Origin of the sequence: Prosthecobacter gellanilyticus, assembly GCF_007992435.1 — a bacterium.
Lineage (GTDB): Bacteria > Verrucomicrobiota > Verrucomicrobiia > Verrucomicrobiales > Verrucomicrobiaceae > Prosthecobacter > Prosthecobacter gellanilyticus.
In genome coordinates this window covers 25,898-41,338 of record NZ_BKAG01000007.1, presented here as the reverse complement: position 1 = coordinate 41,338, position 15,441 = coordinate 25,898, and the positions used below count along the sequence as shown (strand labels likewise).

7 protein-coding genes are annotated in these 15,441 nt (G+C 55.9%); 2 read left to right on the top strand and 5 right to left on the bottom strand.

What is annotated here, in order from left to right; genetic code table 11:
* The first annotated feature begins 7 nt into the window (after positions 1 to 7).
* Positions 8 to 3,727 (top strand): hypothetical protein, encoded by a 3,720-nt coding sequence (locus BGE01nite_RS06560; RefSeq protein WP_146849632.1) that lies wholly within the window; start codon positions 8 to 10, stop codon positions 3,725 to 3,727.
* Between the two features lie 229 nt (positions 3,728 to 3,956).
* Here BGE01nite_RS06560 and BGE01nite_RS06555 read toward each other — a convergent pair whose 3' ends face one another.
* Positions 3,957 to 4,148 carry a hypothetical protein gene (locus BGE01nite_RS06555; RefSeq protein ID WP_146849631.1) on the bottom strand — a complete coding sequence of 64 codons (192 nt, stop codon included), beginning with the start codon at positions 4,146 to 4,148 and terminating at the stop codon, positions 3,957 to 3,959.
* Between the two features lie 24 nt (positions 4,149 to 4,172).
* A complete protein-coding gene (locus BGE01nite_RS06550) occupies positions 4,173 to 5,438 on the bottom strand; it encodes a glutamate-5-semialdehyde dehydrogenase (protein WP_146849630.1) in 1,266 nt (421 codons plus the stop codon).
* A gap of 270 nt (positions 5,439 to 5,708) precedes the next feature.
* On the opposite strand from BGE01nite_RS06550, the gene BGE01nite_RS06545 reads away from it, so the two are divergent.
* Positions 5,709 to 6,635: an alpha/beta hydrolase gene (locus BGE01nite_RS06545; RefSeq protein WP_146849629.1), complete on the top strand. Its 927-nt coding sequence runs from the start codon at positions 5,709 to 5,711 to the stop codon at positions 6,633 to 6,635.
* Between the two features lie 11 nt (positions 6,636 to 6,646).
* Here BGE01nite_RS06545 and BGE01nite_RS06540 read toward each other — a convergent pair whose 3' ends face one another.
* The 3 genes from BGE01nite_RS06540 to BGE01nite_RS29700 form a co-directional block, all read right to left on the bottom strand.
* The gene (locus BGE01nite_RS06540; protein ID WP_146849628.1) at positions 6,647 to 7,309 is read right to left on the bottom strand and encodes a hypothetical protein; all 663 of its coding nucleotides are present in this window, start codon (positions 7,307 to 7,309) and stop codon (positions 6,647 to 6,649) included.
* Positions 7,254 to 13,616: an ATP-binding protein gene (locus tag BGE01nite_RS06535; protein ID WP_146849627.1), complete on the bottom strand. Its 6,363-nt coding sequence runs from the start codon at positions 13,614 to 13,616 to the stop codon at positions 7,254 to 7,256. The genes BGE01nite_RS06540 and BGE01nite_RS06535 overlap by 56 nt, the downstream gene beginning before the upstream one ends.
* A gap of 115 nt (positions 13,617 to 13,731) precedes the next feature.
* The gene (locus tag BGE01nite_RS29700) at positions 13,732 to 14,454 is read right to left on the bottom strand and encodes a hypothetical protein (protein ID WP_146849626.1); all 723 of its coding nucleotides are present in this window, start codon (positions 14,452 to 14,454) and stop codon (positions 13,732 to 13,734) included.
* Positions 14,455 to 15,441 lie beyond the last annotated feature (987 nt).

The following is a 15,441-nucleotide window of genomic DNA, read 5'->3' as shown; positions in this document are numbered from 1 at the left end:
GACCGCCATGAACGACGAACAACGCGCCCGCATCATTGCCTCCCTCACTGGCCAGCACGACGACGCCAGCTCCCCCTTTTCACCGGCCCCAGGCCCGCCGGCTGCCAATGCGCCGAAGATCCCGGATGCTGCTGAGCGGCAGGCGTGGAATCAGCGCACCCAGGAATACGCCACGGGAGAACGCCACAACCGGTTCATCAAGTCCGACCGCGAGAAGGCGGTGAATGCCTGCTGCAAGGACATGGATGCGGTGCTGCTAGCAGGCGAAGGCTCTGACATGCAGGTGGCGCGCATGACAGGGGTGCTGCGTGGCCAGCTGCAAAAGTCCGGCCTGCGCATGGATCCGGCTGTGGCGGGGGAGCAGCGCCAGGCCAGCGTGGTGCTGGAGTCTCTGCTGGCCCAGCAGCAGCGCTGGGGCCAGACTTTGACAGACAGCCAGATGCTGACAGCCATCAGCGGACTCAGCCCTGAGCAGCAGCGGCAGTTGCTGCAGGCTGATCGTGCCTCTGGAAACCGGCTCTACAACCGCCTGGAGGCCGGCACACGAGATAACGACATGGCGAGGGACATGCTGGAGCACATACGCCCGCAGGTAAATGCGGCGGCAGCGCTGCAGAGACTGGATGAGCGTGACACCACGGGTGTGGAAAGCCAGCTCACGAAGGATTTCCTCAAGCACCTGGAGCAGAACGCAGTGTCCCAGCAGGGCATGGCGGCGGTGTGTGACAAGCTGGCCTTCCGCACGCAGATGATGAAGGGACATAAAGAGGGTGCCGACATGCCGAAGCTGGAGGCGAACGATGCGCACACGCGTGACAAGTTCACGGCGCGCTTGTTTGCCACGGCTGCGGAACTGCCGAAATTCAGTGACAACGACTTTTCCCAGGCTCTGCGCATGCCGCAGCAGAATCTCCTCAAGATCACCGGCAGCAGCCTGGGGGCGATGCGCGAGGGTGATGTGAGGCTGCTCGGGGCTCTCAAGGAGTCTGCGGTGGCTGGTGCGGATGAAGCGCCTGATCTGGCAACGCTCTGGGAAACGATCGAAAAGACGGAGGCAAAGCAGTGGAGCAAATTTGAGGCGGCCAAGCCTGAGAACCAGACCAGCATCAACGCCCTGAAGAATGCGCTGGAGACTGAAGCCAACGAGCGGCATCAGCAATCCGCGCAGAACATCTCCACACGGTTCACGGAAGTGGGGAACAAGATGACAGCGCACCGGCAGCACATCCAAAACAATCTGCTGCCTGCGCTGGACCTGCAGATCAATGACGCACGAGGGCAGGTGAATGCTGCGGCGACACCTGAAAATCAGGCGGCACTGCAGGGTCTGGAGAACAAGAAGACCAAGCTGGAGGGATTTGTCGCGAAGCTGCAGGACACTGAAAATCGCATCGCGAACATGAACGCCACACCGGACAGGCTGCTGCCGGTGGTGCAGCGCTTTGGCGCGCTGGCATCTGCGGGAGATCCTTTCAATGCGGGCACTCCGGTCAATGGCAACCTGGACAGTGTGAAGCCGATGAGCCACCGCGCTTTCATGGAGTTCACCCGCCAGATGGAAGGGCATCTGAATGCGATGGACCAGAAGCAGAACTATGCGACCGGGCTTCAAAATGTGTATCCAGTGCTGCCCACAGCAGGACGCGACCTAAACCAGTGCCCGTGGCTGCAGAGCACGGTGAATGACATGGTGCGCAGCGCGGAGTTCATCAAGGAAGGTGACAACGGAGTGCCTGACTTCAACCTCGGCAACACGCCGATCATCATCATCGATCAAAGCGATGTGCACGATCCCGCGCTCTGGCAGAAGAACGAGGACCTGTGCCAGAAGCTGATGGACGACCACGTGGACCAGGGGCTGAAGATCGTGCATCTCTCCATGGAGGATGTGGAGCGCCTGGCAGGCGATGACGCTAACAAACTATTCGACGCGAGCCAGTCCCGGAACGCGGGCTATGGCGGCGCCCGCAACATGGCCTACATGATCGGCCCGGTGATCCGCCACTGCGAGAACAACCACATCGAGTGGAAAGACCTGGACGCGAATGCGGCCAGAAACCTCATCCACAGCCAGGCGCTGCAGCGCAACAACGCGTCCCTTTTCATGGGGGATGACACGGATCTGGTGACACCTGGCACCATGCTGGGCAAGGCGATGGCGGCCAATCTCTACTGCGCGCCAGGCACGGACTACACGCTGGTCAGCCAGAAGCGAGACGGGCGTGACACCATGGGTGTGAGTGAGTTTCAAACCAACTCCCCCACCGTGGACATCCTGCTGAACCAGGGCTACGACGCCATGGCCGCGAACGTCTTCAGCAGCAACAAGTGGAACTCCGATTTGAAAGTGGCCGGCATGGGCTGCACGGCGGGTGACTCACGCTTCTGCCTGGACCTGCCGCTCGGTGCGGAAGAGAAGCAGAACGAGGCCCTGCGCAGCGCTGTCGACAACTTCAGCAACAGCTCGCATCTCTCCGGCGACCGCCAGGGCGAGCTGAGCACCTATCTGCAGGGGCACCTGAACTACACGAACTCCAGCGGCATGGTGAAGGCGCTGATCATGGATTCCAAGGCTTGCGCCTGGAACACCGAAGCGAGCCAGATGGATGCCAGCACCGGTGCGGCGCGCTTTGCGAACCTGGGAGCGGTCATGCAGTGGGCCTCGCAGCCGCAGAACGTGCAGCAGTCCCAGCAGGCCTTCTTCAAGGCGATGTGCGGATGGGAGGCCAAGGAGCCGGGCGGCATGCTGGGGCTGGACCAGACTCCGGCCCAGGCGGCCAATGCCATGCAGGGTGAAAGCGCCCTCAAGACTCACCTAACCAACAGTGCCGAACCTACAGCCAATGCGGCGAAGGTGCAGTTCTTCCTGGACAACAATCCGCAGATCTCCAACGACGAGCGCGCCCAACTGGAGAAGATCAAGGACACCTACAACAGCGCGGGCAGGCAGGCCGGTGAGTGCAAGCAGTACATGAACAAGCTGACGGACAAGCTGGTTCCGGGTCCGCCCGCAGGCAGCACGCTGGCCGGACAGGCGAAGGTGGCCGCGGTGCAAGCCGCTGTGGCGGCGGCTCCCCCCAATGGTCCGGGCAGCATCGCCGACATGATTCGGGACACGAAACAGGAGATGGAGAATCAGGTTCCGCCGGTCCGTTTTGATGCCAACAACCGCCTGATGCGGGATTTGCATCTAGCCACGGAATCCGTGGGCGGTGGGGGCTTTGGGAGGCTGGCGCAGAACATCCGCGGGCCGGCTCAGAACCTCCAGGTGAACGTGAATGTGGGAGTGGGGAACGGCGCGAACCTTCAAGCGCCCAACTATCCCGCCCCCTTGCCTCCTGCCGTGCAGCCTCCGGCGCAGAACCATCTGCAGCCCCCGAACTACCCTGCGCCATTGCCGCCTGCGCCCAACTATCCTGCCCCGCCACCTCCTGGGGTGGCCGCGCAGAACAATCCTCCTCCCGCGGTGAACGGGCAGAATGCCAACGTGCCAGTGGCCGTGGGCGCGAACCAGCAGGGTGGTCCGCAGGCCCCGCCGAAGGAAAGGGTGCTGGATGCGCTCAAGCGCAATCGCAGCGAGTCTGACCTGTCCGCTCTCCAGCAGGAGCCAAAGGCGGGAGACGACAAGAAGAAGAGCCTGCGGGCGAGCGGCGACTGGCAGTCCGCCAAGCCCAAGGGTCCGCCGCAGCCAGGCGGGAATTCGCTGAGGTCGTCAGGTGGGCCGTAGGAGTAATAGCTCGCAGAGATCTTGACCGGCGCGGAGCGTCCTGGAGTGCGCCAGTCCTCTGGCGCCCTTGAAGGACTAACCATTTATTTGCTCAATTTGATGCGCGAAGGCTGGGGGAGGTTAGGTGGTGTTTGGGGGATGTGTGCATCAGTCGCTCCGACGAAAGCTCCAGAGGGCTGGAGCACTCCAGGACGCTGCCGCGACTTCCACAGGCCTCACCTAACCAAGATTACTTGGGCAGCAGGATGGGGATGCCGGCGTCGATCTCGAAAAGTCTCGTGCCGTCCTGGCGGGCGAGGGCTTTTTCGTCGGCGGGGCGGCCGTGGCGCTGGAGGTCTTCGGGGGTGGCCCAGCGCAACGGTTGATGCGTGTCAGGGCAGCGGAACTGCGGGAGGAATTCGTTGATCCAGTCGAGGTTCATGAGGGGCAGGAAGCTCGGGGTGGATCAGCGGGTCTGGCCGTCGCCATCGATGAGGTATTTGTAGCTGCAGAGCTCGGCAAGGCCCATGGGGCCGCGGGCGTGGAGCTTGTCGGTGCTGATGCCGATCTCGGCACCGAAGCCGAACTCGCCGCCATCATTGAAGCGGGTGCTGGCATTGTGCAGGACCACGGCGCTGTCCACCTCATGCATGAAGCGCTCGGCCTCGGCGCGGTCCTTGGTGACGATGCTGTCGGTATGGTGGGAGCCATAACGATTGATGTGACTGACGGCGTCGCTGAACGAGGAGATGGTTTTGAGGGAGAGGATGAGATCGAGATACTCGGTGCTCCAGTCCTCTTCGGTGGCGGCCTTGGCATCGCTGCCGAGGTAGGTCACAGCAGTGGAATCACCACGCATCTCGACCTTGGCCTCACGCAGGGCGGTGGCGAGCTTGGGGTAGAACTCTTTGGCGATGCTCTCATGCACGAGCACGGTCTCCAGCGCATTGCAGACGCCGGGTTTCTGCGTCTTGGAGTTCAGGATGAGCTTCACGGCCATGTCCTGGTCCGCCGAAGGGGCGACGTAGATGTGGCAGACGCCATCGTAATGCTTGATGACGGGCATGCGGGCGGTGGCGACGACTTTTTCGATGAGCCCCTTGCCTCCACGCGGGATGATGAGGTCCATGAACTGGTCCATCCTGGCCATGTGCTCGACGCTGGCGCGGTCCGTGAAGGGGATCAATTGCACGCTGTCCTGGGGCAGTCCGGCGCGCTCGCCGCCGGTCTGGAGGGCGGCGGCGAGGGCGACGTTGGAATGGATGGCCTCGCTGCCGCCGCGGAGGAGGGTGGCATTGCCGGTCTTGAAGCAGAGGCTGGCGGCGTCCGTGGTGACGTTTGGGCGGGACTCGAAGATGATGCCGATGACGCCGATGGGGACGCGCTTTTTGGTGATGCGCAGGCCGTTGGGGCGGGTCCAGGCGCTGAGCACCTCGCCCACGGGGTCCGGGAGGGCGGCGACCTCGCGCACGGCATCGGCCACGGCTTTGAGGCGCTTGGGGTCCAGAGTGAGGCGGTCGATCATGGCCTTGGTGAGGCCTTTTTCATGGGCGGCTTCGAGGTCCTTGGCGTTGGCCTCGAGGATGGCGGGCTGCTGGGCATCGATCTCGTCCGCCATGGCGAGCAGGATGGCATTCTTCTGCTCGGAGGTGAGTTTCACCAACTCGTGCGCGGCGGCGCGGGCACGGCGGCCCATGTCGAGGATGGCGGTTTGGATGTGGACGTCAGTCATTGTCTGGGAAGGAGATTACGTCATGCCGTCCGATTCCGCCTCTGCAAATGGAAAACTCTGGGGGCGAATGTGGGTCGGGGGTGGTTCGCGGTTAGTTTTTACAGGATTAACAGGATTCCAGGATGGACAGGATTAAGACCTCAAGGTTCCAATCTTGTTAATCCTGCCATCCTGTTAATCCTGTGACGAAAGGCCATGAATGAAGATGGAGAAGTCCCCAGCCCTTTCTGGAGGCTTGCAGGATGAGGCGGGTGTGTGCGTTATGGGGGGATGCGACTGATTTTGACTTCTCTGGCGGCGGTGGCCGTGTCTGTTTCTGTTTTGTTTCCTGTGTGCCCCTGCCCTGCGGCGGATGTGACGGCGGATGCGCCTGCTTCAACTCCAGCTCTGGAGGTGAAGGTGGAGAAGGATGTGAGCTATCTGCCGGAGGGGCGGAAGGAGAAGGGGGATCTTTATCTGCCGAAGGTGGAGGATGGGAAGAAGCACCCGGGGGTGCTGATCATCCATGGCGGCGGGTGGAAGGGCGGGGTGAGGAATGCGGCGCGGGAGATCAACATCGGGACGACGCTGGCCTCGCATGGATATGTGTGTTTCAGCATCGACTATCTTTTGGATGATCCGAAGTCGCCGACGATGTGCTGGCCGCAGAACCTCTATGATTGCAAGACGGCGGTGCGCTGGATGCGGGCGAACGCGGAGCGGCTGCACCTGGATGTGGATCACCTCGGGGTGATCGGGGGTTCGGCGGGCGGGCATCTGGCGAGCATGGTGGGGATCACCGGGCCGGAGAGCGGCCTGGACCCGAGCGGGCCGCATGGGGAGCTTTCCTGCCGGGTGAACTGTGTGGTGGACATGTATGGCCCGGCGACTTTTGAGCATCGCGATCTGTCCATCCTGCGCGCGACGCGGACGGAGGCGCCGGAGCTGTACAAGCAGTTCACGGTGCTGACGCATCTGGACCCGAAGGATCCGCCTTTTCTGATCCTGCACGGCACGGCGGACACGACGGTGGATGTGTCCCAGTCGGAGACGCTGGCGAAGGCGCTGGCCGAACAAAAAATTGAACATCACCTGGAGATCATCCCGGATGCGCCGCACACGTTTCATCTGCAGTCGAAGCAGAAGGATTTAAGGCCTCTGGTGCTGGCGTTCTTTGACAAGCATTTGAAACCTTCAGTCTCCAATTCGGAGAGGTAGGATTCTTGAGTTCAACTCAAACGTGCTTGCATCATGTTCCGCATCTTCACAGCCCCTTCGATAAAACGATTCAAAGTCTCGATGCGTTCTGTGAGTTGCTTATGCTGACCGTCCTTCTGAGCCTCTTTAGTTTCCGGGCCATACTCATCAAAAAGCCTTACTGCCAACCGAATGTCCGCATCTTCAGTTTCGCCCATCAAGTTTTTCAAGTAGCGCAAAGTGTCCTCACTGCGGCACGATTCCACGGCAAAACTGAGAAGCTCACTCATCAGAATGCGTGCGGCGCGATCAATGCTCTCGATAACCGCCAAAGTCTGAGCAGCTTCCTCGTCCAGAGCGACTTCGTGTCCTCGCAAATATTGGTTATGCCAAAAACGCGGATTCTCCGGACTTAGCCTATTCAATGTCTCAAACAAGGGCTCGAAATCTTCCAATGGTCGAGAACCATGAGGCAAGCTTGATCGGTGACTCCATAACATCAAAACCGTCTCGAAGCAGCGCTTTTGCGCCATCTCTTTATTCTCACTGGTAGCTGTTTCAGCTTCGACTATGAGTTGGGCAACATAATGAGCCATCCAGTGGGTAACGGGCTTACTGCTATGATCACGTTCCAAACCTTCAACGAGTAGCTTGCCCAAGCTGATAATGCGTTTTTGTGTCTCGGAGGATTCCATTTGAGTCCAAAATGAAGACTTTCTTGGACGGAGGCAAACGAGAAAAATCAGATCCCTCGTAGCCACTACGCTCCATTGACCTTCGTATCTCGACATCAATCACCAGCGAACGTCCAAATCGGGCACATGCCAGCTTCAAAAGATCAACAGAGGCGAAAACTCGCTGTCCAGAACGAGTAAAACTTGCATGACGAGACTCTCGCTGGTCGCTCCAAATATCTACCGATAGTGCTGGCTGTTGATTCCCTGGAATATACCAAAACCGCTCATCGCTATCATGAGTGAGCCCAAACAATTCAATCAGACGCTGATCAATGATGTTGGGGCGCAGGTTTAGTGAGTGCGCATAAGGATCAAAGTCATCGTGCCCACTTCTACTATGACCATCGTGATTGATGAAAGGTATCAATTCAAAAATCGCATCCTGCTTTGAATGATCAACAGTGTTCAAGATGCCTCTTAAACTGCAAAAATGAACGTCATTTGCTGTGCGTACGGCGATGGCAAGCGAATCCGCTAGTGCTGGTAGAACAAAAGCACAATTAATGGAAATGGTTTCCTCACGGTAGCTTTCAACATCGTTCCAGTAACCGTATACACATAGGCCCCCCTGCATGCTGGCTTGCGCGACTAGCAGATCATAGAAGTCATCGGCCTGAACTTCAAAAAGCCAGTCTGACGAGTAAGTAGAGGACGGTTGCCTTCGTGGCGGGAGACTTGGATCACGCCGGTCTGAAAGCCACCTTCCGTCGCCTCGGACCAATTGATGGCGTCGAATCCAATCGGTCCAACGATCAGTTTCCTCATCCCAGCTAGCACGATGAAGAATAGGCATGCGAGCCATGAGCTTTGCCGCGACAATCATCAGAGAATGATACGCAAAATAAAAATGATAATCATGAATCCAAGGATAGTCACCGTGGCTATGGTAAGTCCCACGCCAGTCAAAATTTTGTGATCTCCAGATCGGACGACGTTTATCTTCTCGATAATCAGCTGAGCAAGATACGCGCAATGTCTCCACTGCCTCGAATCGCATCAAATCCTGCAATTCCGAAAGAGGCACTTCGAACACTCTGCACAACGAAGGCAACCAGTAGGCTTCAAAATCCATTCCAAAACTAGGCTCTCGCGGCCATTCACGTAGGCCGTCTTGATGCCATGGGCTCTGAAATGATTCTTGTTCATTAACCTCACGCAACGGGAAGGGAGACTTCACCAAATTGGTCATCATTTGAAGTTCTGAACTCGAAATAGTGCCAGGATAAGCCGCTTCTATTTTCTGCACCAATTTAGATGCTTCAAGCTGGATCAGGGCATGCGGAGGCCCTTTCGTAAGATCAATAAAAACTTGCACGTGTCGAAGCAAACTCCCGGGAAAGTCCAATGCCCCACGAGCAAGGCCAAACAACAGATACAATCTGGCATGAAGTTCATAAAAAATAAATTCCCGCCCTAAAAAAGCAGCAATCTCTAATCTGCCAATCCATCGTAGTAGTGATGCTATCTCCTCCTGGCAATCCAACTCGACAAGTCTGCGCACGCAATGTGCAGCTTGCCAACGAGTTTTAGAGGATGGACTGCCTAGACTTGCCCAGATCAGACCAGTGTATGAATCCAAGACATTTGCTGGAGGCGTCAGCCATTCCTCCCAAGGACCATCACCAAACTCTGGCGGCAAATGTTTCTCAAGTCTCTCCAAAGCGTAGGCTAAAACCTCTCTGACTTTCACAAGAGGCAATCCCTCTACTGCTATGGTGGCAAAGCCAAAAAGAGCCGCGCTATGTAGCAAAGTTGTCGATTCCTCCACTTGCTGGAGAATCCCTTTTTTCAACTCTCTTAACTCTGTCTCGCTAAGTTCGCACTCCTTCAAGAAATAAGCGAGCCTTTGACTCTCCGACAGAGCATAGTGAAATCTCCTTCCAGCTTTCTGCAGAAAAGGCAACCATTCACGTGCCACCGCTGCCCGACCAAACCATTTCTGTTTGATAAGCCCCATCAAGGATCTTATGTCGAAATAATCGACTATTTGCTCACCTAAGACTACCTGCATGAATGCTGTCTCACGCCCTCGTGGGACGTGGTCTAACAAATCCGACAGGGTAGGCTTAGCTTCTCCCATCATGATAGGTCCGCAGACCATTTTCACTGCTTTTACCAAACCTTGAGTAGTCTTCAGATCACATCCTGGAAACAACATCTCAACGGATCTAATTTGTTCGGGCAACAGATTCTTTGAGCTAAGCGAAGCTGGCCGTTCTTGAACAAAAGTTTGCATGCCCTCGGCCCTCAGTAGGTGTTCATTGAGGCAATTAACATCCAGCCCGTACTGGGCGGCTAAAGTGGTGAGTTTAATCCGCTCATCCAGTAAATTGCCATCTCTGAAAGCATCTACGACAGTTTGGTTCAAAAACTTCTGCTGGCGACTCTTCGATGCTTCGTGTGTTAGGCAAAGCTCTAGCAACTCAAGCGCACCGTGTGGCCCAATAAAACCTGTCGCCGCAAAACAAGCCGCGGCTTGCAGTCTACCTGTCTGAGCAATCTCTTCAAACAGTGTCTCAGTGAGCCGAGGCTGCGTGCCTAGATATCTTTCATTCCAGCGACTTAGCCCTGTGAAGGCGGAGGCCGGATGCAAGTGAACCAAAGTTCTGATCACGTTCTGGCGATCCCAATGCTTTTCATCATCCGTTGAAATGCCAACCAACTCGGCACACCGAATGAATCGGTATGCCAGCATTACAGCTTCACCTTGGACATCGCCCGCCCCACGCGCCAGCGAGCATACCGCCTCCCAACGTGTTGTAATCTCATCATCAAACTTTGAAGTTTCTTCTACCGCATTGACGAAGTAGGCAGCAGCATCGTCCTTGCTAAGAGACAGCACGGCACGAGCCATCTGCACAAACCAATGCCCACGCTGATTGGGCTCTGGAGAGTCCATCGCGCCAGCCAATTGCTGACACGCAATTTCTGCAGCGTGACCAATGTCTACCAGGTTTTCATGGCGATAGGCAATCCGCATCATTTGGACGCGGTGAGCCAGCGCTCCCATAGAGGGAGATTTTTTGTGGAGATTTTTAATAATCATCTCCTTGAGCTCATCGCTAGCCCGCGCTTGCAGAGCTACGATTCGTAACTTCTCGACCTGCAACTCGTCCCAGAAAGTATCTATCGTGGAATAACGTTCGTCATGATCGCCGAACGAGGATAGTTCAACGGCTGCATTCGCTTGCGAAATTGCCAACTGCTCCCACCCCTCTTCGCGAAGAAGAAGTTTTGCTCGAATTTCACATACAGCGACCAACGTTCGGAGTATGCTCTTAGCATCTTTGCGCTCTCTCTTCGTTTCTGCATGTTCTTTTGCTTCCTTGGCAGGTTCTGGCAGGAGAGATTCAACATCAGGTAGTTTTTGCCCATTGAGCACTGCATGCAATGCGAGCGCCTTAGCAAAGGCATAGCGGGAGGTCTTGTCATAGCCGCTTGTGATTGTATGAATCGATGGAACATACACGGCTTTAATTTCTAGCACTCGGCATATCATCTCAGTTGAAAGCTTGTGATAGGCACAAGCCTCCGAAAAACTCACCAGCGAGGCCAATAAAGGTTCTCGTCTTGTATCCCAAGGCGCTTCATCGAGCTTTTCCTGACCTTCAGCCAACCGCTTGAGTGTCCAGTTCAGAGAAACCTTCGGGGGTAGTTTGCTCACCCGCAACAACTCATGGCAGAGAGCAAGTATGAGATGAGAGCACTTCGCGCCACTCCGAGCAATACCATCGATTATCTCAAACTGCCCCCTATCCACAAGGCGCCCGACAATGATACCTGTTACCTCATGAATCATCTCAGCTGGTTGCCATCCAGTAATAAAACCACAGAAAGCTTTTGGACCGTGCAGCCCAAGACATGCCCAGCCGAGTTCGGCAATCTCCGATCTTTTTAACTCTTCATGGTGGAAGCGCTCATTCTTCGGAAGCCTACTTTTCTCCTGAAAATAGTTATCGAGCCAGAGGCCCGCAGTTCTCAAACAATTGCTGGCTTCACCTTGAAAGTCCTTGTTCCATGCTAGAAGAGAAGCAGCAAAAACTTCTTCCGACCCCTTCCACGCACCCCGTATTTGACGCTTGTAAGCACACTCTTGAACTATTTGGGCATCTTGCAGGGTGGCCATCAAGTCCGTGTTGTTCTCTAATAACTCCAACTGGCGTAGATTCCCGGCCATTTCTTCGCCAGCCCGTAGAGCCAACTTCGCAGCATCCACCATTCTCCTGGCCTTCAGTGCTGTTTTCAGCGCAAATTGAAGCCGGTAGATGCTCACCTCATGAGCCTCAATACTGTTATTTTCTGGCAGAAACTCGCCAGAGAGTGCCAAGGTAATCAGTTTGTCATGTTCACCTGACTGATGCCAGAGAGCGGGCAATGATCTCGCAGCATAAGTGTAAGTTGCGGAGAGAGGTTCAAGAGCAGCCACATAGATGCGGATGTCACTTGCACTCGCGGCAAAAGTCTCCTTGAACCACGTCTCCGTGGGTTCATCACGAAACTGCACGGACTGATCAGAATGCCACAAAGGTCGGCCAAGATCTGAAATGAAACTAACAATCGTTGCTGGCTCAACTTGTGCAGCGGCTGCTAACACCACAATTGGAATAAAAGGAGGTAAAGTTGCCAGTCCTCGACATATGGCATCAATCTGCTCTCCCTCTATCTTGGGATGCAGGTCCTTCAAATGGTCAATCGCAGTTTGGAGCTGATTTCCAATTTGTTCATCAATGGAGATCCGCTTTCGACCGAGTGAGAGAAGCATTCCCTGAATTGATTCCTTTGCGAACGCAAGGCAGTTGGACTGAATGCGAGGATTACCGCCAGTAAGCCTGTGAAACTCTTTTGCTTCCATCCCGGTGGCGTTGGGGAAGTGTGATTTTAGGTGCCGGGTAGTCTCACTTATTGTAAACGCATTGAGACGAATTTGCAGAACACTAGAGGGAGGATGTAGAAGCTGTCTGCGTCCTGATCGGCAGAGAAAAACGAGGCGGCAATTCTTCGGTGGTCTCTCTCTTATCAACAAATGAGCAAAACCATTCTCCTCTAGCTCCAGCGCCGCCATTTCTGCATTGTCCGCTGCATCAATGAGGAGCATGAGCACTGCCTCCGAATTCTTATGTTGCAGCGCTTCGCATGCCTCACCTACACGCCTCATAAAGGCTTTAAAAACTTCCTGCGATGCCGACTGGTTTGGGACAATCAAACTAGAACAAAGCCCTTCGACGGCCATCTCATTTGCCATTTGCATTAAGGCATCGCGGGGGCGATGCCGAGGCTGACTTGGACTTCGGTAATTTCCGCCACCAAAACAGTCATAAACTAGGCCGAATGAATCATGCGGGAGAGTATCCTTTATTTGCTGCGCCACAATGGTCTTACCAACTCCACCCTCTGCATGAATGATAACAGTACGCGAAGTTGAAGCTACAATCTGTTTTACTATCTCTAAATGTTGTTCACGAACAAAAGCGCTTCCTAGAGGTTCAAAGGATGTTGGCGCGGGGAAAAGATCTCTGACATTGCTCACACCGAAAACCTTTAGAACATCGACCTGGCTTATTAGTCCCCGTTTTTTGCTTGTGCCTGACTTCGGTAGCGCTTGATCAGAGATCAATCCTAGCATCCGATGGGTCATCCCTTCTTCTAAGGTCCCAGCTGCCAATCGGGACAACTCAAACTGTAATTCCCTTTCTTGGCCCAGATAGCCGCTCTCTTGATCAGCAATGTCAAAAGCTGACAGAAAAGCTTGTAATTCATTTCCGGCCAAACCGGTGACAGACATGAGTTTTTTGACAAATTGAACAGGCGCGTTCTCTCCAGCAACAATTTGGCTTATAGCGTTCTTTATCGAATCGCTAACTGGCCGATTGGAAACATAGTGGTAGTAATGTTGCGCTTTGCGACGACGCTTCTTTGTCTCGACATGCCGCAGTGCAAAGCCTTTCAAAGTCCGACCAAGTTCTGATAAGGTAGACGGCTTAGTGACTCGCACAGTTGAGTGCTTGAGCTGGTAGTAGTGGATGGAATCCAACGAGTCCTTTTGAGAGTACGTCTCTTGAAGGTCGATCACTAGTTCTCCTGGTTTTTTTGGATCACTCGATCCTTCTACAATCACATACTGTAAGGAAGAACCCGGCTGGATCATTTTCAGGCATCTCCTTGCAGCCCACATATAGTGAAAGCGATCTCCGGCCCGTGAATTCAATGCTGCGTTGACGTGCGCGTCCATTGAAAATGTTATGACTCCATAACTTTCACCAATCAAGACTAGAGAAAGAGGCTTTCAGAAATTACACGCATTGACGCGCTGCACCGCGCAGAAAACTTCCGCCTTGTGATTCCACATGCGTTGAAACATCGTAACCTAACTACGAATGCTTTCACTTCCGGATGGTGACGCGGAAGGTGGCGCCGCCGGGGCGGCAGTAGTTTCCGCCCCAGGCGCCGTGGTTGTGGTGGTAGGTGGCGCCGTAGCCGTTGTAGTTGAGGCCGATGCCGTAGCTGCCGTTGTAGGGGTAGCCGGGGTAACCGTAGCCGTAGGGGTAGGCATAGCCGGAACCGTTGGTGTAACCGTAGGGGTAGGCGCGGTAGCGGTCGTATCGGCCATAGACGCCGGTGGTGTCGTGGATGGCGCCGAGGGCGGGCAGGACGGGGATGACGGAGGGGCCGTTGTCGTTGGCGAACTGGTTTTGCTGCTGCTGGGCGATGGCCAACGCGGCGCGGGCCTGGGCTTCCTGGCCGAGGGCCTGGATGCGGGCGCGGTCGGCGGCGGCGGCGAGGGCGGCGAAGCGGGCTTCCTCGTATTTGGCGCGCGCGGCTTTTTCGGCGGCGAGTTTGTCGGCACGCTCTTTTTTATAGGCGGCGGCTTTGGAGGGGCTGTAGCCGAGGCGGTCGCGCCAGTCCTGGGAGAGGTCGGTGAAGAGGATTTTGGCGGCGCCGTTGGCGTGGCGGAAGGAGACGCCGTCCGGGTGGACTTTGACGATGTGGCACTGGCGGAAGGTCTTGCCGGTGAGGGTGGTGATCTTGGCGATGGGCGCGGGCGCGGCGGTGGCCAGGGTCGCTGAGGCAAGGGTGAGCAGCAGGGGCAGGACGATGGCTTTCATGGCGATACGATACGTTGTGTGTCAGCTCAGTCTGACGAGAGTAGCATGGGGGTTGTTCGAATGTCGAGGATGGTTCTTTGGGGTAACGGTTCTCGGTTCGCGGTTTTCGGTTCGCGGTTGTTTTCAGAGGGTTTTAACCGCTGATTGGACGCTAATACAGAGAAGTAGAGATGTCGGCGCGGTGTCCAAAGGGGCCGCTTGGGTCACTTGGCGAGGTGGGAATGGTGGGGGAAGATTCGGGGAGAATGAGCCATGAATAGGATGCTAATGACCAGGTACACCGGGAGCTGCTTGCGGTGGGTTGCGATTGTTTGCAGTGGTTTGCAGTGGTTTGCAGTGGTTTGCAGTGGTTTGCGGTGGTTTGTCAGACAGCCGCTGGTTGGCGGGTGGAGACTCTCGCGCTCCTCGCTCGGGGTGGTCGTGGGTGAGGATGGCTAGTTGGGTGGTTCGCGGGTCCGGGGAGGACAAGTGGGGCCCAACACAGCAGGCCCCTACCGGGGGTTTAGATTGGGATCCGGGTGGATCAAACTGTGAGGGAAAGCTGAGGTGGATGGAGATGGCGAAGTGGGCTCAACTTTCGGAGAAAGTTGGCCACGTTGGGGGTGATCAAGGTAGATCAAGGTTCGAAGAACGGCGGGCTGACGCCAGCCGCTACGGGAGGGGATCCGAGTGGATCCGACCTGATCCGGCCTATCTGGGGTTGGGTGTGCTGGCGACGTTCAGGAGAACAAATGGGGCCCGACGCATTCGTCCTTCGCAGTCTTGCTACGGAGAACGGAGCAGGCCCCTACCGGGGGTTTAGACGGATCAAGGCTGATCCAGGTGGATCGTGTTCGAAGAACGGCGAACTGAGAACTGGGAACCGCGAACTGGCCCCGTGACCAGGGGTTTGCTTTGTTCCTCTTGTGTGGGGCACGATTCCGGCTATCACCCATGCCGCTTGTCGGGCTCCTGGGAATGACCTGGGGTTGCCTGCTTGCCAAAACC